Source organism: Buttiauxella cochleicola (assembly GCF_021282405.1).
Lineage (GTDB): Bacteria > Pseudomonadota > Gammaproteobacteria > Enterobacterales > Enterobacteriaceae > Buttiauxella > Buttiauxella massiliensis.
In genome coordinates this window covers 39,100-59,388 of record NZ_JAJSOU010000021.1, presented here as the reverse complement: position 1 = coordinate 59,388, position 20,289 = coordinate 39,100, and the positions used below count along the sequence as shown (strand labels likewise).

Genomic DNA, 20,289 nt, shown 5'->3' with positions numbered 1-20,289 from the left:
GGGGCAGTGAGATTGATAATACCGAGAGCTTGTGAAAGTTCCATTTAAAAAGGGTCCATGTTGTGCATGAACCCTTTTTACACGAGCCACCGGATCGGTCAACTGATCCTTAAACGATCGGCATTAGCCAATCGGCTCCCTTCTCATTTTCATCTCACAACCAGTTTTTGCGCTTGAAGTAGAGATACGGTGCCAGGCCAGCGAGGATCATGACGATAATCGCCGCCGGGTAACCAAAGCTCAGTTTCAACTCGGGCATAAACTCAAAGTTCATCCCGTAGCTGGATGCAACAAGCGTTGGCGGTAGGAATACGACGGATACCACCGAGAAGATCTTGATGATGCGGTTCTGCTCGATGTTGATAAAGCCCATCGCCGCCTGCATCAGGAAGTTCACTTTCTGGAACAGGGATTCATTGTGCGGCAGCAGGGATTCGATATCTCGCAGAATTTCACGGGCCTGCTCAAGCTGCCCGCTCGGCAAACGCGCTTTACGCACCAGGAAGTTCAGGGCGCGTTGCGTATCCATCAGACACAAACGGACTTTCCAGCCGATATCTTCCAACTCAGCGAGAGTGGAAAGTGCGGCGTCGTATTCATCACCCTGGTGCCCTTCCATAATCACGCGGCTGAGTTTTTCCAGATCGCTATAGATGTTTTCGATTTCGTCTGCCAACTGTTCGATTTTGGTTTCGAATAAGTCGAGCAGTAATTCGTAAGCGTTGCCATCAACCATATTCTGGCTACGAGCACGCATGCGATAGAGGCGAAAAGCTGGTAATTCACGTTCGCGCAGCGTAAACAGACGGCCTTCACGAATAGTAAATGCCACGGTGCTGTTGCCCGCGTGATCGTCGGCATCTTCGTAAAAGAAGAATGAGTGAATGTGCAAACCGTCTTCGTCTTCAAAAAAACGCGCGGATGCTTCGATGTCTTCCAGTTCCGGGCGCGTTGCCAGGCTTTGACCAAGTTCCGTTTGCACGCGCTGACGCTCGCTCTCTTCAGGCTCGACCAAATCAACCCAAACAGAATTGCTCAGGTTATCGGCCTCATCTAATTCAAGACGGGACAGACGATTGTTTTCCAGTTGAAATGCGCTCAGCATGACCGGTACTCCCAATGCAAAAAATATCAGGGACAGTTCGGTTGGCACACAGACAGAAACTAACTAGGTTTCAGACCATTAAAAAGTCTGACTCATTGCGACGGGATATACGAGATATGAGGTCGCCGACAACCACTAAGGCTATCAGCATTCGAGGATAGCCTTAGAAGTTGTACCTGGATGACAGGTTATTGAGCCAGTATTTACTGGGTGTGTCCAAGGCGAGTGTCCTCTTAGCGTAATCGTGCGCGCATGTTACGCCACCATAAATATGGCGTCAACACGCAACGGGACACCATGGAGTAATAAACTATGGTGATATTTATAAGCTAGCAAAAGCGTGAAAGACTATGAGTTAACCCGCTAATTTATACCGATTCAAGGCGTGCATAAGCAGCAACTAACCACTTAATTCCCTGGCCAGGAAATGCCACTTGAATACGGCTGTGTTCACCACTCCCTTCCAGGTTAACGACCGTGCCTTCACCAAATTTTGCATGGCGTACACGCTGCCCGAGTTTAAAGCCTGAATCATTCTCAGAGATTGGCGTGCCCATGCGTTGGTGGCTGACCGGTCGGCTGATACTGGCACGCAGGCGAACTTCTTCCACGCAGTTTTCTGGCAGTTCACCAATGAAACGTGACGGGCGGTGATAAACTTCTTTGCCATACAGACGACGGGTTTCAGCGTAGGTCAGTGTCAGTTTTTGCATCGCACGCGTCACACCCACGTAGGCCAGGCGGCGTTCTTCTTCCAGGCGGCCACCTTCATCGAGTGACATCTGGCTTGGGAACATGCCCTCTTCCATGCCGACGATAAACACCTGCGGGAACTCCAGACCTTTCGCCGAGTGCAGCGTCATCAATTGCACCGCATCTTGCCAGGTATCGGCTTGCCCTTCACCCGCTTCAAGCGCCGCATGAGACAAGAATGCCTGAAGCGGCATCAGATCTTCATCTTCATCCTGATAGCTGAACTGGCGCGTTGCCGTGACCAGTTCTTCTAAGTTTTCAATACGCGTCTGGCCCTTCTCGCCCTTTTCCTGCTCGTACATCATCATCAGGCCAGAATCTTTAATAACCCGGTCAGTTTGTACGTGCAGCGGCATGTCGATGGTTTCATGTGCCAGCGCGTCGATAAGTTCCATGAAGCGTTGCAACGCAGAAGCGGCACGGCCTGCTAATGCTTTTTCCTGGAGTAACAAGCGGCAGGCTTGCCACATTGTCAGTTGCTGGTCACGCGATGTCTGGCGCACCACGTCTAATGTGCGGTCGCCGATGCCACGCGTTGGCGTGTTAACCACGCGCTCAAACGCTGCGTCATCATTGCGGTTGGCAATCAGGCGCAGATACGAGAGCGCATCTTTGATTTCCTGACGTTCGAAGAAGCGCATGCCGCCATAGATGCGGTACGGCATGCCGACCTGCAATAACGCCTCTTCCAGCACTCGCGATTGGGCGTTGCTGCGATAAAGAATGGCGCATTGCTCGAGTGCTCCACCCGCTTCCTGCCACGTTTTGATACGGTTAACCACGAAACGCGCTTCATCTAATTCGTTAAATGCGCAATACAGTGAGATCGGCTCGCCGTCGCTGCCATCCGTCCACAGCTCTTTGCCTAAACGACCTGAGTTGTTCGCAATCAGGGCGTTGGCGGCATTCAGAATGTTGTTGGTTGAGCGGTAGTTTTGCTCAAGGCGAATGGTTTGTGCGCCAGGGAAATCGGTCAGGAAGCGTTGGATATTCTCAACTTGCGCGCCGCGCCAGCCGTAGATTGACTGGTCATCATCACCAACAATCATCACTTTGCCTGTATCACCTGCCAACATGCGAATCCATGCGTACTGGATGCTGTTGGTATCCTGGAATTCGTCCACCAGAATATTGGTGAAGCGTTCGCGGTAGTGATTAAGAATGTGTGGCTTGTTCAGCCAGAGTTCATGAGCACGCAGCAATAGTTCGGCAAAGTCCAGAAGCCCAGCGCGATCGCAGGCTTCCTGATACGCCTGATACACTTTTTGCCAGGTTTGCTCGACCGGGTTGCCATAACTTTCAATGTGATGTGGGCGTAGGCCTTCATCTTTTTTGCCGTTGATAAACCACATTGCCTGCCGTGCAGGCCACTGTTTATCGTCGAGATTCATGGCTTTAATCAGGCGCTTTAACAAACGCAGCTGATCTTCGCTGTCCAGTATTTGGAAATCCTGCGGCAGGTTGGCGTCCATGTGATGTGCACGCAGCAAGCGGTGCGCGAGACCATGGAAAGTACCTACCCACATGCCGCCCTGGCTGGTTCCCATCAACTGACTGATACGGTGGCGCATTTCAGCCGCCGCTTTGTTGGTAAACGTCACCGCCATAATCGAATATGGCGAGCAGTTTTCCACGCTAATTAACCACGCAATACGGTGCACCAATACACGCGTCTTACCGCTTCCTGCACCAGCCAGTACCAGCATGTTGCTACGCGTGGCCGCGACGGCTTCGCGCTGTTTGTCATTGAGGCTGTCGAGCAGGTAAGAAACGTCCATTGGCACCGCCGTTGAGGAGATAAAAATATACTGTGATTTTATACAGAATTAATCAGATTATATCAGCGCGGTGAGGGATGCCAACTGCGAAATTTCCAGATGTGGCAATAAGCGGCTGTCATCAATCTGCATTAGGTCGCCATCGCGCAGATTTATCCAACAAGCCTGCATACCACAGCGAACAGCCCCTGCAACATCAGTAGTCAGGTCATCACCTACGTGCAGAATATGGCCGAGCGGAACATTGAGCTTTTCTGCTGCGAGATGATACATATCATTAAATGGTTTGGATCGCCCATGAGGGCCGGCGCGCAGCACAAACTTAAAGTATTGATTGAGGCCGAAAAGATGTGGCTCAGCGTTACCGTTGGTAATCGCCACCAGCGGCCATTTTTCGGCGAGTTTCGCTAACGTGTCGTGCGTTTCTTGCGGCACGTCGATTTGGCTGCGCCAATGGGCAAAGTTCTCCATCGAAGCTTGTGCGCCTGCGGCGGCTTCTTCCGCTGATAATCCGACATCTAACATGGCTTGCTCTACAGCACGACGACGCCATTCGGTGACATCGTGGTAAATATCCGGTTCTGCGAGGCGCAACGCATGGCGAATGCGCAAAAAATCAGGGCGTTGCAGATGGTTTAGCTTCGGATGGTAGTTCTGCACAAAACTCATTGATTCGCGCTCGGTGCGCATAATCACTTCGCGGTTGTCGTAGAGCGTGTCGTCGAGATCAAAAGTGAGCGCGGCAATAGGCCCAAGTGGGCGATAAAAATGCATTACGATTTCCCTCGTTTAGCGCGTGGATGCGCAGCATCATACACTGAGGCTAAGTGTTGGAAGTCGAGATGGGTATAGATTTGCGTCGTGGAAAGGTTGGCGTGGCCTAATAACTCCTGCACACCACGCAGATCCCCGCTCGATTCCAGCATATGCGTGGCAAATGAATGGCGCAGTTTATGAGGATGCACATGGCTGTTTAGCCCCTGTTTTATCCCCCACTCGCTAAAACGTTTTTGGACGTTACGTGTCGAGATACGCTTCCCCTGTTTGGAGAGAAATAACGCATCGTCGTCCGGACCAAAAAGCTCGCGCAGATCAAGCCAGTGCTCAACCCAGGTAACAGCAGATTTCCCCACCGGCACCCGGCGCTCTTTGCTACCTTTACCTATCACCCACACTTCACCTGTCGTCAGATCAATGTGGCGGCAATCCATATTAACCAGTTCGGAAAGACGCAGCCCAGCACCGTACATCACCTCCAGCATCGCGCGATCACGCACGGCAAGTGGGTCGTTGATGTCGATATCCAGCAGGCGACTAACGTCATCGACGTCGATATTTTTTGGTAGATGGCGGCCCGTTTTCGGCGTAGTAATACCTTTTGCGGGATTGGCTTTGAGCTCACCCTGGCTGACACACCAGTCGAAGAAACTACGGAGCGCGGAAAGACGTAATGCCAGGCTTGATGACCCGAGGCCCGCTTTGCGGCTGCGAACCGTGATTGAACGAACCGCGGCGGCATCACACTGCTGCCAGGTGCTCATGTTCATCTCGCCCGCCAGGGTGATTATTGCGGTCAGTTGGCGGCCATAGTTGAGCAGTGTCAGCGGGCTTAACTGGCGCTCTACTTTCAGGTAGCGCAGAAAGCCATCGACTAAAGGTTGCAGTGGGGAGGCCGTCATACTCGCTCGACCCAGCGCTCCAGCAAGTCTGGCAACATCAGCGCCAGTTCATGAAGTAATTGTGTGCCTTGCCCTTCCTGGTAATGCTGAGGATCGCGGCTACTAAAAACCAGCACGCCTAAATCTGCGTCACTACCCATCAGAGACACGGCCACTGAACCAATGGCTTTCGCCTGAGGTAAAACCACCAGTAATTCAGGGCCATTTAACGGCCCCAAATAATGCTGACGATCCCCAAGACGTTGAATACGCAACGACTCGAAAGCCTGCCGATTCAGTGCCAAATGGGTAAAATCGGAAGGAGCACCAATCCGCCAACGGTCCGCAAAAAGACGCACATTTGCGCCAGCCAGACCCATTTCGCGCGCCCAACGGTGCAAGCGGTTAAGCATTTCCTGCAAACTAGTGGCAGAAGCCAGACGGCCCTGCAACTTCAGTAAGCGATAGAACAAACCTTCGTTGGCACTCGCCTGCTCCATCAGCAAGGTCATGTTTTCTTCAAGGAAATTGATATGGTTACGGCTACGTGCCATATGCCACTCAACCAACGAAACAGTGCCGCGTACCGGATGCGGCACCTGCATCTGTTCTACATGCTGGGCGTTACGAATAAAGAAATCGGGATGACGTAGCAGATATTCCGCCACCATTCGGTCATCCAGTTCCAGTACGGCTTCTTGCTGTTCCTCGGCATTCTTCATAGATGTATAAATCCATCATAGACGTGGGCCGCTGGACCGGTCATAAACAACGGCGTTCCCGGCCCTTTCCAGGCGATATCAAGGCGGCCACCAGGTAGCTCAACGCGAACCTGTTCCGCAAGTATCCCTTGCAAGATGCCCACAGCAACTGCGCCGCAAGCACCGCTGCCACAAGCTTGTGTTTCCCCGGCGCCACGTTCATAAACGCGCAGACGGATATGTTCTTTGGTTACAACCTGCATAAAGCCGATGTTTGCACGCTCAGGAAAACGCTCATGGTTTTCCATCACTGGCCCCAGCGTTTCCACAGCGGCCGTAGTCAAGTCATCAACCTGAATCACGCAATGCGGGTTACCCATCGACACGACGCCACACATAATGGTTTGTTCGGCGGCACGCATAATATAGGTCTTTTCCGCTTTGTTTGCGCGGAACGGCACAGCGGAAGGCTCGAAATTAGGCTCGCCCATATTCACGCGTACCAGCTCATCTTCCGTCACGCTGAGAACCATGCGGCCATTGGCGGTGCTGACGCGAATATCGCGTTTGTTGGTAAGCCCCTTCAGGCGCACAAAGCGTGCAAAGCAACGCGCGCCGTTGCCACATTGTGAGACTTCGCTACCATCAGCGTTAAAAATACGATAATGGAAATCAAGGTCTGGATCGTATGGCGGTTCAACCACCAATAACTGATCAAAACCCACTCCCAAATGCCTGTCGGCCAGACGGCGGATAAGCTCAGGGGAGAAATAGACGTTTTGAGTCACCGCGTCGACGACCATAAAGTCATTGCCAAGGCCATGCATCTTCGAAAACTGCATCTTCTGCTCCATATACGCGGCTACTTATTAATAATGTGCTAGTAGACAACCTGAGTCGGCGCGTTATCAGTACCACGATTATTACGATCTGGCGTGGTTGATTGCGGCTGTGGCTTAGGAGTGACCTGAGATGTAGGCTTGGTTTTACCGTCCGCAGGAGGGAAGTACAGCGGCCCCTTAAGGCCACAGCCAGAAAGGCTAAAAAGTGCCAGCACGAGTGCTAATGGGCAGAAAATTTTCTTCATTATTGAGATGCCTGTAATCCACTATTCTGCCTTCTATCATCGCAGGTGATCCCTGAAAAGCAATACTCTTTTCTATTCGCGAGTGTTGCTATACTGCCGTGAAGAAGAACAACTGAGAAACGAAAATGAACGACAGTGAATTTCATCGCCTGGCTGACGGCCTGTGGTCAACAATTGAAGAACGTCTGGATGACTGGGATGGTGATAGCGATATCGACTGCGAAATCAATGGCGGCGTGCTGACCCTGAGTTTTGAGAATCGCAGCAAGATTATTATCAATCGCCAGGAGCCTCTCCATCAGGTATGGCTTGCCACCAAAAGCGGCGGTTACCATTTTAACTTGAAAGACGACAAATGGATTTGTGACCGTAGCGGCGCAGAGTTTTGGACATTACTTGAAGAAGCTTGCACACAGCAGGCGGGTGAACCCGTTAGCTTTAGCTAGCTGTTGCTGTACTGCTGAAGTAGCGGCGCATTGCTATCGTCATGATTAGTCGGCGTCGCTGCTGTAATAGTCTGGGTGCGGAACGGAATTACCTGCGAGCGCCCATCGACTTTCACAATCTGATAGAACTGCGGCAAGTTGAAGTTAATGAAGCTTGAGCCGTAAGTGAAACGGTCGTGCGAAGACGAATAGAAACGGCTGACATCACGCACTAAATCTTCTTTACTGCCCTCACAGTGGTGATACACCTCTGCGCGGTTGGTCTCATCGAGGATATAGATATTGAAACCGTGGTCTTCACTCGCTTCTTCAAAGAAGAATTGAATGATCCCTTCACTGGCAAACCCATCTACGACCGACGGCAACTGAACCTGATTAGTCTCAACCTGCACCGATAAACCATGCAGTTTGTTATGGGAAATTGCACCGTAGAACTCGACCGCATTCTCCAGTTTTTGCACTGAAACGCTCAAGCGTTCGAAGAATAGCCCCCACGTTTGGCCAGAAATACGCAGCGCTTTAAAGCGACCAGGTTCCTGACGGGTGCTCGACAAGCGGAAGTCGATACATTCGGAAACCAGTTGCTGAACACGTGTGCGGATAAGCCCACGCAAATGCTGGCTGTAACAGAACACTTCCACGCTATCTGGCGGCGCCGCATCCTGGTGCATTTTGCCCAGAATGGTTTTCAGCGCCTCAATCATTGATTGTTCGCCGTTGAAATGCAGGGTACGCACTTCATTCCAGGAGTTGCGGTAAAGCAGGTCAACGCTTCCCACCAGGCACTGTTGCTGCTGCCCGAAGCTGAACACATCCAGCTTACGGAAATCGAAATGAACAACCTGATTACGGAATGCCGCTGTCGGGTCATATTCGAGGTTAACTATGATAGACAGATGGCGAATTTCGCATGGGCTATACAACGCTTTCGCAGTTGGCGCAGGCAAACGCAGCGGGAAGTGGTGCGAAACATCGGCCACCATTTCCTGCAATTTTGGCAAATCACAGATTCCGTTGCCCTTAATAAACAGGCGGGTGCGCGAAGTCAGCAGGCCGTTGAAGTAGGCCCATGCCACCAGCTTATTAAGATAACGGTTATATTCCAGCGGTTGATGGCTGATGATGGAATCCATGTTTGGCGCACGGTTGTAGAGATACCAACCTGAACGGTTGGCACGACCTGGCGGAACATGAATAAAGGTCAGATTCGGCTCTGACAAATCAGGAGAAATCTGCGGGTTAACCAGCGTGACTTTACCCGGTAGCGCTTCAAATGCGGCATACAATTTACGGGTCAACACACCGATATCTTGCGGGCTTGCACTGACGCTCAGGTTGTTACGGCGAGCGAAACGAATCAGGTTGCGATAGCTTTGCATCATCGCATCAAGGAGTTCGTTGTGCGCATCACGAACCTGGTCGATTTTCCAGTTAGCGCGGTTATCGAGCATCGCCAGACGTGGCTCATCCCAGCCCCAGTCTTTGACCAGTTGGCTTAAAACTTCACGACGCCAACCTACACAGGCACGCTCACGGGACAGTTTTTCGCACACTTTGAGATAGAAGCAGCGACGTACTAAGTCCAGACGCGCAGTGTCTTCGATTTGTGTGAGGTAGTGAGTCACACGCTCCAGCATCATGCAGTACGGATCAAGCCCAAAAGAGACTATCTCGCCATCATGCAGTCGCTGCTTAATGTCTTTTGCAAGCAGACGCGTGTTTGGATATTCCCAGGAATAGGCTTCCAGCAGCAGCGTCTTGAGCACGGCTTTATAAGGAGAATCGATACTCTTATAGAGCTGCCACAGGCTGGCTCCAAAATATTCTTCCGCGGAAAGAGAGCTTAAACCACCGAGATCCAGCCATTCGTTTGGCGTGAGCACACCCTGCGAGTAGAGGCTCATTACGTAATCGTCGTAATGATCTTCTTCGTCGCCAGGAACCATACTCCACAGAATACGTTTCCCGGCCAGGCGCACAGCAGTGCGGTAGAACTCGTCGAGCAACAAGATGTGCTGTGTTGAACCACAGTCTTCACCGCCCAGGCTGCCACTTTCGTTGTGGCGGAAGCGGTTTTCGTCAATCAGGAAGAAGCTGACTTCAACACCTAAAGAGGCGGCCCAGCTTTCCAGCACGCTGCATTTACGTTGCAGCAACTGGCGCTCGTCATTATCGAGCCATGACTGGTGACAAACCCAAATATCCAGGTCGGATGAACAACTCTGCCCAACGGACGATGTGCTGCCCATGGTATAGAGGCCCGTGATAGGCAATTCACCAGATTCTGTTTTCTGCGGCGGCATGCCGCGCATCAATTCGAGTTCGTTGAGGTAGTGGCGTTGGGTTTCATCAGGCGTGTAGATGCAAATGCCATGTGGAACGTTACCCTCAAGGTAACCTGGCATCAGCGGGTGATGATAATGTAACAATGTTGGCAGAAGACTGTAGACCTGTTGAAAAGCAGGGCCCATTGCCGCAAGTGCGCGATCTACACGCAGTTGGTTAATGGCATCCAGTCTCTGTTTAAGAGTCTCAATATAGAGGTACAAGACATATCGCCTGATGGTTTCAGTATTACGAAAAAACCCGTTTCCCGGTTGTTGCCTCTATTATAAACGACAAGGCAAAGAATTGCTGGAAACGTGATCAATTTAACACCTTGCTGGTTGACCGTAAAGAAAGATGCGCTACGCGCCAACTTCCGCTCCGCCTACCGGCTTTATCTTCCATAATACGAAATATGTCCCTCTTTTCCGCAAACCCGTTGAAACTGACAGCCTTCCTTGAAGAGTGGTAGGATGGTCAGGGACGATAATTACGGTAACTAGCAATGTTAGACAATGTATTAAGAATTGCCACTCGCCAAAGTCCATTAGCACTCTGGCAAGCACATTATGTCAAACAACGCCTGGAAGCGTGCCATCCCCAGCTCACGGTTGAACTGGTGCCTATGGTTACGCGTGGCGACATCATTCTTGATACACCGCTGGCGAAAGTCGGTGGCAAGGGATTGTTTGTCAAAGAGTTAGAACTTGCACTCCTTGAAGGCCGTGCGGATATCGCCGTACATTCCATGAAAGATGTGCCAGTCGAGTTTCCTGAAGGCTTAGGGTTAGTGACGATTTGCGAACGTGACGATCCGCGTGACGCTTTTGTCTCCAATCATTTCGACAGCCTGGACACACTCCCGGCAGGCAGCGTAGTAGGCACTTCCAGCCTCCGCCGCCAATGCCAGATCGCCGAGCGCCGCCCGGACCTTGTCATTCGTTCTTTGCGCGGCAATGTCGGTACCCGCCTGGGTAAACTCGATAACGGTGACTACGACGCAATTATTCTGGCGGTCGCCGGGCTGAACCGTCTTGGTTTGCAATCACGTATCCGCTACGCATTGCCCGCAGAAGTCTCTTTGCCTGCGGTAGGCCAGGGCGCGGTGGGAATCGAATGCCGTCTTGATGATGAACACACACAAGCGCTGCTCGCGTCACTTAATCATGAAGAGACTGCGATTCGCGTTCGTGCGGAGCGCGCCATGAACATGCGCCTTGAGGGCGGATGCCAGGTGCCGATTGGCAGTTATGCCGAGCTTAATAATGGTGAGTTATGGTTGCGGGCATTAGTGGGCGCACCTGATGGCTCGATTCTGGTGCGTGGCGAACGCCGCGGTAAGCCAGAAGATGCCGAAGTTATGGGCGTTTCGCTTGCGGAGGAGCTTCTCGATAAAGGCGCGCGTGAGATTCTTGCCGCCGTTTATGACGGAGATGCTCCGGCATGACAATACTTGTCACCCGCCCTTCCCCCGCTGGGGACGAGTTAGTGAGCAGACTGCGCACACTGGGGCAGGTGGCGTATAGCTTCCCACTTATCGAGTTTTCCCCCGGCCGGCAGTTGGACAAACTGCCTGCCATTCTGGCGAGCCTGAACGAAGGCGACCTGGTGTTCGTATTATCGCAGCACGTCATAAATTATGCCCACCCGCAATTACGCCAAAACGGCATCTCCTGGCCTTCACATCTTGCCTGGTTTGCCATTGGGCGTACGACTGCCTTAGCGTTTCACACGGTTAGCCATTTGCCGATTCGTTATCCGCAAGACAGGGAAACAACGGAAGTCTTGCTACAATTACCTGAATTACAGAATGTTGCCGGGAAACGGGCACTCATTTTACGCGGGAATGGGGGTCGTGAACTGTTAGGCGAAACGCTGGCAGAACGCGGCGCAGAAGTGACTTTCTGCGAATGCTACCAAAGAAGTGCCAGAATTTATGACGGAACGGAAGAAGCCTTTCGCTGGCGCGAACGTGGGGTTTCAACGCTGGTCGTGACAAGCGGTGAAATGCTACAACAACTTTATGCGCTCATTCCGGAATGGTATCGAAAAAACTGGTTACTACACTGCCGACTGTTAGTTGTCAGTGAGCGTTTGGCAGACCTTGCCCGGGATTTGGGCTGGCAAGATATTCGGGTCGCCGATAACGCAGACAATGACGCGCTGCTTCGCGCGTTACAATAAATCAACCCCCAAAATAATTCGAGTTGCACCAACGCAGCTTGAAGAATGAAGGGTATACAATATGGGACGCCACAATGACGGAACAACAGAATAACTCCGCCATGGTTGAAGAGACCACACCTGCGGTAGAAAGCGCTCCGCTTTCAGAACAGCCACCACAAAAAAATCGTAGTGGTATTGCCGGAATTGCGTTGGGTGCGATCGCCATTGCTATTGCCCTTGCGTTAGGTGGCGGTCTTTACAGTTATGGTAAGCATCAGGCAGCGGCGCAAAATGCCAACACCGATGCATTGGCAACGCAGCTCACCGCTTTACAAAAGCAACAAGAACAGCAGCAAGCTTCTCTGGAAACTACCATCAAGCAGCAGGCAACTGCACTCCAGGAGTCGGATCGCCAGCAGGCAAATCTGGCGCGCGAGCTTGACGAAGTTCAGCAAAAAGTGGCCACTATTTCCGGCAGCGATGCAAAAACCTGGTTGTTAGCACAATCCGATTTCCTGGTGAAACTGGCCGGACGGAAATTGTGGAGCGATCAGGATGTCACGACCGCCGCCGCATTGCTGAAGAGTGCTGATGCCAGCCTGGCCGATATGAACGATCCGAGCCTGATTGCCGTGCGTCGTGCGCTGACAGACGATATTTCCGCACTCTCCGCGATTACTCAGGTTGATTACGACGGGATTATCCTCAAGCTCAATCAGCTTTCTAACCAGGTCGATAATCTGCGTCTGGCAGACAACAATACCGACGACACGCCTATGGATTCCGACGGTAGCGAGCTTTCTTCTACAGTGACGGAATGGCGTCAAAATCTAACTAAAAGCTGGCACAACTTTATGGATAGTTTCATTACTATTCGCCGCCGCGATGAAACTGCCGTTCCGCTTCTGGCACCAAACCAGGATGTTTACCTGCGTGAAAATATCCGCTCGCGTTTGTTAGTTGCAGCACAAGCGGTTCCTCGCCACCAGGACGAAACGTATAAGCAGTCGCTGGAGAATGTTTCCACATGGGTTCGTGCTTATTACGACACCAACGACAGCGTGACAAAATCCTTCCTTGATGAGCTGGATTCTCTCAGCCAGCAAAGCATCAACATGGATGTACCGCAAACGCTGGAAAGCCAGCCTCTACTGGAAAAGCTGATGCAGACCCGGGTGCGTAATTTGCTTGCCCAACCTGCAGCGAGCGCAACCGCTCCTGCTGAACAACCTGCCGCGCCTGAACAAGCGCCTGCACCAACTCAGGGAGAATAAGCATGATTAAAGTCTTATTACTCTTCCTACTGTTGATCGCCGGGATCGTCCTTGGACCAATGCTGGCCGGACATCAGGGTTATGTGTTGATTCAGACCGATAATTACAACGTGGAAACCAGCGTCACTGGCCTGGTGATCATCCTGATCCTGACAATGGTAGTGCTGTTTGCTATTGAATGGATACTGCGCCGTGTTTTCCGCACCGGGGCTCGTACCCGTGGCTGGTTTGTTGGGCGTAAAAGCAGTCGCGCGCGCAAGCAAACCAAAGCGGCATTACTGAAACTGGCTGAAGGTGATTATCAGCAAGTTGAGAAGCTGATGCTGAAAAATGCCGATCATGCCGAACAGCCAGTCGTAAACTATTTACTGGCAGCAGAAGCCGCACAACAGCGTGGCGATGAAATTCGTGCCAATCAGCATCTGGAACGCGCAGCCGAACTGGCAGACAGCGACCAACTCCCGGTAGAAATTACCCGTGTGCGTCTGCAACTGGCGCGTAACGAAAACCATGCTGCCCGCCATGGCGTTGATAAGTTACTGGAGACGGCACCACGTCACCCTGAAGTGCTACGTCTTGCGGAAATGGCATATGTCCGCACTGGTGCATGGGGATCGCTGCTCGACATTTTACCCGCAATGGACAAAGTACAGGTTGGCGATGAAGTCCACCGCACCGCATTGCAACAACAGGCCTGGATTGGCTTGATGGATCAAGCAATGGCGGATCAGGGTAACGATGGGCTGAAGGCCTGGTGGAAAAATCAAAGCCGTAAGACACGCCATGAAACCGTGCTACAGGTCGCGATGGCGGAGCATCTTATTGAGTGTGACGATCATGATGCGGCACAGGAAATCATTCTTGATGGCCTGAAACGCCAGTACGACGAGCGTTTGATATTACTGATGCCACGTCTGAAATCAGGCAACCCGGAGCAACTTGAAAAAGCCCTTCGCCAGCAGATCAAGACACAAGGCGATCGTCCATTGCTTAATAGCACACTCGGTCAGTTACTGATGAAACACGGCGAATGGCAACAAGCGAGCGATGCTTTCCGTGAAGCACTCAAACAGCGTCCTGATGCCTTTGATTATGCATGGTTGGCTGATTGCCTGGATCGTCTGCATAACCCAGAAGAGGCGGCCTTGATGCGCCGTGATGGCCTGCTGTTAACCCTGCAAAACAACCCCAATTCATAACACCCCAAGGGCGATAACTGTCGCCCTTCCCCATTTTCTTCATGCAAAAAAAAACACCTGCCAATTGGCAGGTGTCAAAACAGGTCTTTAAGACAACTAAGTGGTGCTTCACTCAACGTTATGTCCATGGTGTTGGATGAGGTCTGAAAGACGACATCTGTCGGTGGACGATAAGCACCGTAATCGGCTCTGCGTCATTCCTTGGTTTATGAAGCCGAAGCAAACATAAGAAGTGGAATGAGCATCTACAGATATATTATTGCACGATGCATGCCAGGTTTGAATTCATAATTACCCTTAGCCTGGAATCATTTTATATTCATGATGTTACCTCAGATGCCTTAAGCAATAGATGGGCTATTTTTGTACCAGGGTAGTGCTGCGATAGTGTCTCTTTTTAGAGACACTTAAATTGAAGTTTGTAATTATTATTTTTTATCAATGAGTTAAGAGTCACCAAACAGCGACAATAAAAATCGCGATGTCGTGATTTTGAGACGAAGGTTTGCGATTGGCGGTTTTGTCGGCCTCGCTGAACTAATCCGATCGACGAAACGGTAAACTACAGACGTAAAAAAGCCCAACCTTGCGGTTGGGCTTTCTTGAAATAGGTCGGCGAGAAAGGATTATTCCCCTACGGGCCGTTGCTAAAGCAACGTTGTCTCGCTTCGCTCGGCTCAAACCTCCTTCGGAGGTTCTCATCCTCATAAACTCCAGACGTAAAAAAACCCAATCTTTCGATTGGGTTTTCTTGAAATTGGTCGGCGAGAGAGGATTCGAACCTCCGACCCACTGGTCCCAAACCAGTTGCGCTACCAAGCTGCGCTACTCGCCGAAATACTGCTTTTACTTCGTACTGCTTAACTTAGAGATGGTGCGAAGAGAGGGACTTGAACCCTCACGTCCGTAAGAACACTAACACCTGAAGCTAGCGCGTCTACCAATTCCGCCACCTTCGCAATATCACTAAATTAAATGGGGTGGCTAATGGGACTCGAACCCACGACAACTGGAATCACAATCCAGGGCTCTACCAACTGAGCTATAGCCACCACTGTAAGTCTTTTCGCGCGGTCCACCTTCTTAACAAGAAGTACCGCCGCAGCTCTGGCCCCATTCAATCAATGGTGCGCCCGACAGGATTCGAACCTGAGACCTCTGCCTCCGGAGGGCAGCGCTCTATCCAGCTGAGCTACGGGCGCATAGCGCCGTTGCGGGGTCGGATATTACGGGCTTCATGGTCAGCTGTCTAGTGCTTATTTAAATAAAATGCGCATTTGGTTACGCTTTGCACATTCTGATGATTATCCAGCCAAATTCAGCCGTAATACTCACTTTAACGCGATACCTGGCTGCGTTTTATAGGCGGCCGGTGTAATGCCAGGCCAGATAACGCAGCAACTTTATTTGCCGTGTGATGCGGCTCGGTTGCGACAATAAGCGATACAACCACTCAAGACCCAGATTCTGCCAAACTTTTGGTGCGCGTTTCACATGCCCGGTAAAGACATCGTATGTTCCACCCACTCCCATATACAGAGCATCAGGGTAAACCTTGCGGCAATCGCGCATAAAGATTTCCTGCCGCGGCGATCCCATCGCTACAGTGACAATAGCGGCACCGCTTTCCCGAATACGCTCAAACAGAGCCTGCTGTTGCTCGGCTTTGAAGTATCCATCCTGGCTACCAACAATATTAACGTTCCACTGCTTACGCAGTTTGGCTTCGGTTTGCGCCAGTATTTCAGGTTTTCCACCGATCAGGAAAACGGGAGTGCCTTCTCCGCCTGCCCGTTGCATTAATGCCTCCCAGAGGTCGGCTCCCGGAACGCGAGACACAGCAGCACCTGGAAACTTTTTGCGAATCGAGCGCACCACACTAATACCGTCAGCGTATTTGTATTCTGCGTTATCGATTAACACTCTCACTTGCTGGTCACGTTCTGCGGAAAGGATTTTCTCCGCATTAATCGCTACCAGCGTACCGCTACGCAGCGAGCCTCCTGCGTAGAGATAATCCAATGCATGCTGCATATCGCGCCAACCCAGTAGGCTCAAGCCACGAATCGTATAAGAAGGGGCAGTCGTGAGTTCTGTCATGATATTCCCTGCGATACATTTTGAGAGCCAGAAACAACTGGCGGTGAACGGCGTAGGCGTTGATGTATCAGCCCTGCACTATCAAATAGCCAGTAAAGCAGCTTCGCGAACAGCAAACAGACACCAAAGATAACCATGAAAAACACCACGCGGGAGACAAAAGAGTCCAATCCCTCACGCGCCAATACAATCATGTTAAAAATCGCTCCAAAGCAGAAACTATGCAAAATGGCGGCTTTGTACTTGTTGGTTTCACGATTACCCAGGTCATACAACCAGTCGAACCATTTAATAATCAGCCCGACTACAACTGCGCCTAATGGGATAAACCACACGCCCCCCATAACCACCAGTGAACCGATTAAGGTCGGTGAAATTGCCAGGCCAGAGTGGTTGTTAAGAACTTCCCAAGTAAAGTAGTTCGCACTATTCAGGACAATCCCCGGACGGCCAGGCCATAACCAGGTAGGAATAAAGACATAGAAATCACGTATGATTGGTGCCAGACCCTGGAACTCAATTTTGTCGTAATTCTGCAGCAGTAATCCCAAATTTTCCCACGGCGAAAAGGTATCGCGAGTCAGGTACAAGAAGGTGTAAAACGCTTCCTCCCCATTGACGTTTAGCCCATATCGCTTCAATGCCAGCCAGAACATACCGACGATGCCAAATACACCCGCCGCCGCCAGCATCCACAGCGAGATCCAGCCGCGAATAATACCGATGAACAAAAAGATGGCGAACGCGATGATAATATTGGCTCGAGTCCCACCAACAATCATGTAAGTCAGTAGACCAAACGCCACGGTGCTCACCAGGAAAAACATCCAGGCTCGACCATCTTGCTTAAGAAAATAGACAACCAGCATCGCAGGGATGAAAAAGTAGAAGAAACGTTTTAACGCGACACCAGATACTTCGCTGGAGAAGATCTGACTATATGAATGCAACTTAAACAGTAAGAAACCGTTGTGCATAAAGAAGATGCCGACACTCACCAACGCCACCACCATCAGCATGACCCACGTCAGATGAGTTTCAACACGGTTCATAGTAAACAACTGACGCCGAACCTTTGTAGTTCGTTTCTCCCGCAGCCGGGTTTTGTAGGCGACATAGTAAATACCATAGAAACAGACGGCAGCGAGTTGCGCTTGCAGAAGCACATCTGCCGGTACAACCGAGACCCCAAAACGAAATACCAGCGTACAGGTGAAGGGGAAGCCAAAGAAAAACGTCAGCAGAAATAGTAATGAGAAGAACACATTAAAATTGAAACGCACCCGGCGGAATTCCTGGTACGTTAAAATACCAATGAACATCACTGATAAAAACCAGACCGCAAATAAACCGCCAAACTCCAGCAAACTCATGCGGCTTCTCCTGATGCTACGTCCAGCGCCCGCTTCCAACCGTCGATATAATTAGGGTTAAAGAAAGCAATCTGTTGCTTATCCAGTAAGCGTAGTTGACGCTGCGCTTCCCGAACGATCTGCTCGTTTAGCGTATCGCCGGCAAACAGCACGGGAATATGCTGTTCAGTCATATCCTGCCAGAACGGATTTTTACGGCTCAGCACGCAAGGAATACCCGCCTGAATCAGCAAGCAAAGCGTGCCAATACCTTGCTGGCGGTCGAAAATGAAATAGCCCAGTGAGCACTGACGCAAAAGAGCCAGATAATCATCAAAGGCCAAGCTTTCCTTCAGGATATGGAGATTTTCTTTACTAAATAGCGCGCGTCCAGCCTGCTGAACTTCATTGATATAAGCGTCATTGTTTGTTGGATAGCCCATCGGTACTACCACGCGTACCGAGTCACCAAACTGTGCATGAATCGCTTTTAATGCTGCAATATGTTGGTTGCTATGATCGCCGGAGTTACCTACCAGAAACGTCATTTTGCCAACTTTCTCTTCACTGTTGGCCAGAGTATTTAGAGATGGGTCCATACGCGTCGGAAAGTAAATTAACTCACCTGGAACCTGTGGGTGGCGCTCATGGAAATAATTCAGGTCACCTCGTGTAGCAAACACTCTCCCCACTCGCCCCTGCGCAATGCGGCGCAACAAATAAAACGCCCGAAACTTGAAGCTTTTTGAGGCCTCATAAAGGTCAGCGCCCCAAATGTGCCAGTTCATCTGAGCCGGTTTCAAGCCGCCAGTTAGCAACGCAATCCACAGTGAGCTATTAAACTGGCCATGGAAGAAAAAGCGTTGCTGGCGATTAGCACGAGCTGCTGCTACAACGGCCTGCGCCAACGCTTTTTTCGTTGGATAGAGTGTCACGGCAAGCGCCGGAAAAGAGGACAAAATTGAGTCGTCCTTCGAAACCACCATAAACTGGCGCGCATGCGGATTTGAGGCAGCCAGAGCATCATTGAAGAAGCGCAGCACCGTTTGGTTATGATGCGGGATATCCGATCCCAAAACGTGAATCAGTGTTGTCATGCTCGTCTACGATAAATGAGGAAAACGCTGCAACAGAGCGTGAAATAAATAATATACGTTGCCATATAAGCCTGAGCAGCCCCTAAAGCACCGTGCGCAGGTATAAGCCAATGTGAAAAACCAGTCAACAACGCAAACTGGCTGATTTCAGTCAAAACATAGAAGCGTAGTGATGCTTTCGCTATCACCAGATAACCAAACACATATGAGCCGACTTTCAGCACATCGCCTACCAACTGCCAGGCGAAGAGATCGCGCATCGCAATAAATTTATGCGAGAAAAGCAGCCAAATCGCGAAGTCGCGTAACAGCCAGACGGTGAAACTTGCCAGAGCAACCGCGGGCAGAACGAACTTCAGGGAGCGAACAATCTCACGGCTGATGTCATGTTTGCTGGTTAAGCGCGAAAGCGTTGGCAAAAGATAAACGCTAAACGAGGCAGTGATGAATTGCAGATAAGCATCGGAAATGCTGCTCACCCCTTGCCAAATACCGACATCATCCCAGCTATAGTGGGCCGCCAGCAAATTTCGCATCATCACGTAAGCCACTGGCAGTGTCACCGACGTGATTAGCGCCATGATGGTGAATTTGCCAAGGCTGCTGGCATACACTTTATCCCACTGCGGTTTCAGGTAACTAAGCGGCACATGTTCGCGGCGAACCAGCATAACTCCCGCAGGAATGATCACCAGTGCAGGCACTAATGCCAGACCCAACAACGCGCCTTGATAGCCGCCGAGGCGATAGCAGAGGTAATAGGCAATCACGCCAATGATACTGCCACCAATCAGTGCCAGCGCATTACCGGCAGCATCACGAAACCCTTTCATGATGGCTAAAGACAAGTTTGCCCAGGCGATGCCCATCTGCACTAACGCCACCAGGCGTACTAATCCCTGGTAATTTTCATGCCCGAACAGGCCCAGACTGATTGGCTTCGCGGCAACAACAAAGATGATCGCCAATAGCGTTGAGAAGCCCAATACCATGGCCGATGAAGTACCGATGACTTTGCGTAACTGCTCGGGCTGATCGTGATACTGCGCGACGTATTTGGTCACGCCGTTGAAGATTCCCGCCCCGGCAAGTACGCCTAATACGGTAACCATCTGGCGGAAGTTTCCCGCCTGCCCGACTCCGCTCGGCCCGTATGCCACCGCAAGCAACTTCACCACCAGCAAACCGGCAGCAATTTTTACCAGTGTGGACCCGGCGGTCCACACTGAGGCTTTAGCGAGCGACATA

18 protein-coding genes, 4 tRNA genes and 1 other RNA gene are annotated in these 20,289 nt (G+C 51.1%); 5 read left to right on the top strand and 18 right to left on the bottom strand.

Annotated features, from left to right (window positions below; all coding sequences use genetic code 11):
- Nucleotides 1-154: 154 nt before the first annotated feature.
- The 8 genes from corA to lptM all read right to left on the bottom strand — a co-directional run bounded on the left by corA (nucleotide 155) and on the right by lptM (nucleotide 7,082).
- A complete protein-coding gene (gene corA / locus LVQ79_RS20765) occupies nucleotides 155-1,105 on the bottom strand; it encodes a magnesium/cobalt transporter CorA (protein WP_034492179.1) in 951 nt (316 codons plus the stop codon).
- Nucleotides 1,106-1,268: 163 nt separating this feature from the next.
- Complete coding sequence (ysgD, locus tag LVQ79_RS22615) at nucleotides 1,269-1,325, bottom strand: YsgD/CorL family protein (RefSeq protein WP_367597360.1); 57 nt, start codon at nucleotides 1,323-1,325, stop codon at nucleotides 1,269-1,271.
- A 148-nt stretch (nucleotides 1,326-1,473) separates the two neighbouring features.
- Entirely contained in the window at nucleotides 1,474-3,636 is a 2,163-nt protein-coding gene (gene uvrD, locus LVQ79_RS20760) for a DNA helicase II (protein WP_154155098.1), read from the bottom strand.
- Nucleotides 3,637-3,693: 57 nt separating this feature from the next.
- Nucleotides 3,694-4,410, bottom strand: coding sequence for a 5-amino-6-(5-phospho-D-ribitylamino)uracil phosphatase YigB (yigB, locus tag LVQ79_RS20755; RefSeq protein ID WP_232866495.1), 717 nt, complete (start codon nucleotides 4,408-4,410; stop codon nucleotides 3,694-3,696).
- On the bottom strand, nucleotides 4,410-5,315 hold the full coding sequence (xerC, locus tag LVQ79_RS20750) for a tyrosine recombinase XerC (RefSeq protein ID WP_232866492.1): 906 nt from the start codon (nucleotides 5,313-5,315) through the stop codon (nucleotides 4,410-4,412). The genes yigB and xerC overlap by 1 nt, the downstream gene beginning before the upstream one ends.
- A complete protein-coding gene (locus LVQ79_RS20745) occupies nucleotides 5,312-6,016 on the bottom strand; it encodes a DUF484 domain-containing protein (RefSeq protein ID WP_232866490.1) in 705 nt (234 codons plus the stop codon). Before LVQ79_RS20745 ends, xerC begins: the two co-directional genes overlap by 4 nt.
- Complete coding sequence (gene dapF / locus LVQ79_RS20740; RefSeq protein WP_232866488.1) at nucleotides 6,013-6,837, bottom strand: diaminopimelate epimerase; 825 nt, start codon at nucleotides 6,835-6,837, stop codon at nucleotides 6,013-6,015. Before dapF ends, LVQ79_RS20745 begins: the two co-directional genes overlap by 4 nt.
- 38 nt (nucleotides 6,838-6,875) lie before the next feature.
- A complete protein-coding gene (gene lptM / locus LVQ79_RS20735) occupies nucleotides 6,876-7,082 on the bottom strand; it encodes an LPS translocon maturation chaperone LptM (RefSeq protein ID WP_151995947.1) in 207 nt (68 codons plus the stop codon).
- A gap of 125 nt (nucleotides 7,083-7,207) precedes the next feature.
- On the opposite strand from lptM, the gene cyaY reads away from it, so the two are divergent.
- On the top strand, nucleotides 7,208-7,528 hold the full coding sequence (cyaY, locus tag LVQ79_RS20730; RefSeq protein ID WP_151995948.1) for an iron donor protein CyaY: 321 nt from the start codon (nucleotides 7,208-7,210) through the stop codon (nucleotides 7,526-7,528).
- Here the strand turns inward: cyaY and cyaA are convergent.
- Nucleotides 7,525-10,077: a class I adenylate cyclase gene (cyaA, locus tag LVQ79_RS20725; protein ID WP_232866487.1), complete on the bottom strand. Its 2,553-nt coding sequence runs from the start codon at nucleotides 10,075-10,077 to the stop codon at nucleotides 7,525-7,527. The genes cyaY and cyaA overlap by 4 nt on opposite strands.
- A 281-nt stretch (nucleotides 10,078-10,358) precedes the next feature.
- On the opposite strand from cyaA, the gene hemC reads away from it, so the two are divergent.
- The 4 genes from hemC (at nucleotide 10,359) to hemY (ending at nucleotide 14,492) form a co-directional block, all read left to right on the top strand.
- Nucleotides 10,359-11,300, top strand: coding sequence for a hydroxymethylbilane synthase (gene hemC / locus LVQ79_RS20720; protein ID WP_232866486.1), 942 nt, complete (start codon nucleotides 10,359-10,361; stop codon nucleotides 11,298-11,300).
- Nucleotides 11,297-12,037 carry a uroporphyrinogen-III synthase gene (hemD, locus tag LVQ79_RS20715; protein ID WP_232866484.1) on the top strand — a complete coding sequence of 247 codons (741 nt, stop codon included), beginning with the start codon at nucleotides 11,297-11,299 and terminating at the stop codon, nucleotides 12,035-12,037. Before hemC ends, hemD begins: the two co-directional genes overlap by 4 nt.
- A gap of 74 nt (nucleotides 12,038-12,111) precedes the next feature.
- Nucleotides 12,112-13,293, top strand: a complete 1,182-nt coding sequence (gene hemX / locus LVQ79_RS20710; protein ID WP_151995952.1) for a uroporphyrinogen-III C-methyltransferase — start codon at nucleotides 12,112-12,114, stop codon at nucleotides 13,291-13,293.
- Between the two features lie 2 nt (nucleotides 13,294-13,295).
- On the top strand, nucleotides 13,296-14,492 hold the full coding sequence (gene hemY / locus LVQ79_RS20705; RefSeq protein WP_232866482.1) for a protoheme IX biogenesis protein HemY: 1,197 nt from the start codon (nucleotides 13,296-13,298) through the stop codon (nucleotides 14,490-14,492).
- A 609-nt stretch (nucleotides 14,493-15,101) separates the two neighbouring features.
- Here hemY and LVQ79_RS20700 read toward each other — a convergent pair.
- From LVQ79_RS20700 to wzxE, 9 genes are all read right to left on the bottom strand, one after another.
- Nucleotides 15,102-15,214: non-coding RNA, RtT sRNA (locus LVQ79_RS20700), on the bottom strand.
- Nucleotides 15,215-15,250: 36 nt separating this feature from the next.
- Nucleotides 15,251-15,327, bottom strand: a tRNA-Pro gene (locus LVQ79_RS20695).
- A 37-nt stretch (nucleotides 15,328-15,364) separates the two neighbouring features.
- Nucleotides 15,365-15,451: transfer RNA gene (locus LVQ79_RS20690), tRNA-Leu, on the bottom strand.
- A 17-nt stretch (nucleotides 15,452-15,468) separates the two neighbouring features.
- Nucleotides 15,469-15,544: transfer RNA gene (locus tag LVQ79_RS20685), tRNA-His, on the bottom strand.
- A 73-nt stretch (nucleotides 15,545-15,617) separates the two neighbouring features.
- A tRNA-Arg gene (locus tag LVQ79_RS20680) sits at nucleotides 15,618-15,694 on the bottom strand.
- A gap of 157 nt (nucleotides 15,695-15,851) precedes the next feature.
- Nucleotides 15,852-16,592 (bottom strand): lipopolysaccharide N-acetylmannosaminouronosyltransferase, encoded by a 741-nt coding sequence (gene wecG / locus LVQ79_RS20675; RefSeq protein ID WP_232866479.1) that lies wholly within the window; start codon nucleotides 16,590-16,592, stop codon nucleotides 15,852-15,854.
- The gene (wzyE, locus tag LVQ79_RS20670; protein ID WP_232866476.1) at nucleotides 16,589-17,965 is read right to left on the bottom strand and encodes an ECA oligosaccharide polymerase; all 1,377 of its coding nucleotides are present in this window, start codon (nucleotides 17,963-17,965) and stop codon (nucleotides 16,589-16,591) included. The genes wecG and wzyE overlap by 4 nt, the downstream gene beginning before the upstream one ends.
- Complete coding sequence (locus LVQ79_RS20665; protein ID WP_232866475.1) at nucleotides 17,962-19,041, bottom strand: TDP-N-acetylfucosamine:lipid II N-acetylfucosaminyltransferase; 1,080 nt, start codon at nucleotides 19,039-19,041, stop codon at nucleotides 17,962-17,964. The genes wzyE and LVQ79_RS20665 overlap by 4 nt, the downstream gene beginning before the upstream one ends.
- Nucleotides 19,038-20,288, bottom strand: coding sequence for a lipid III flippase WzxE (gene wzxE, locus LVQ79_RS20660; RefSeq protein WP_151995957.1), 1,251 nt, complete (start codon nucleotides 20,286-20,288; stop codon nucleotides 19,038-19,040). Before wzxE ends, LVQ79_RS20665 begins: the two co-directional genes overlap by 4 nt.
- Between the last annotated feature and the right edge of the window lies 1 nt (nucleotide 20,289).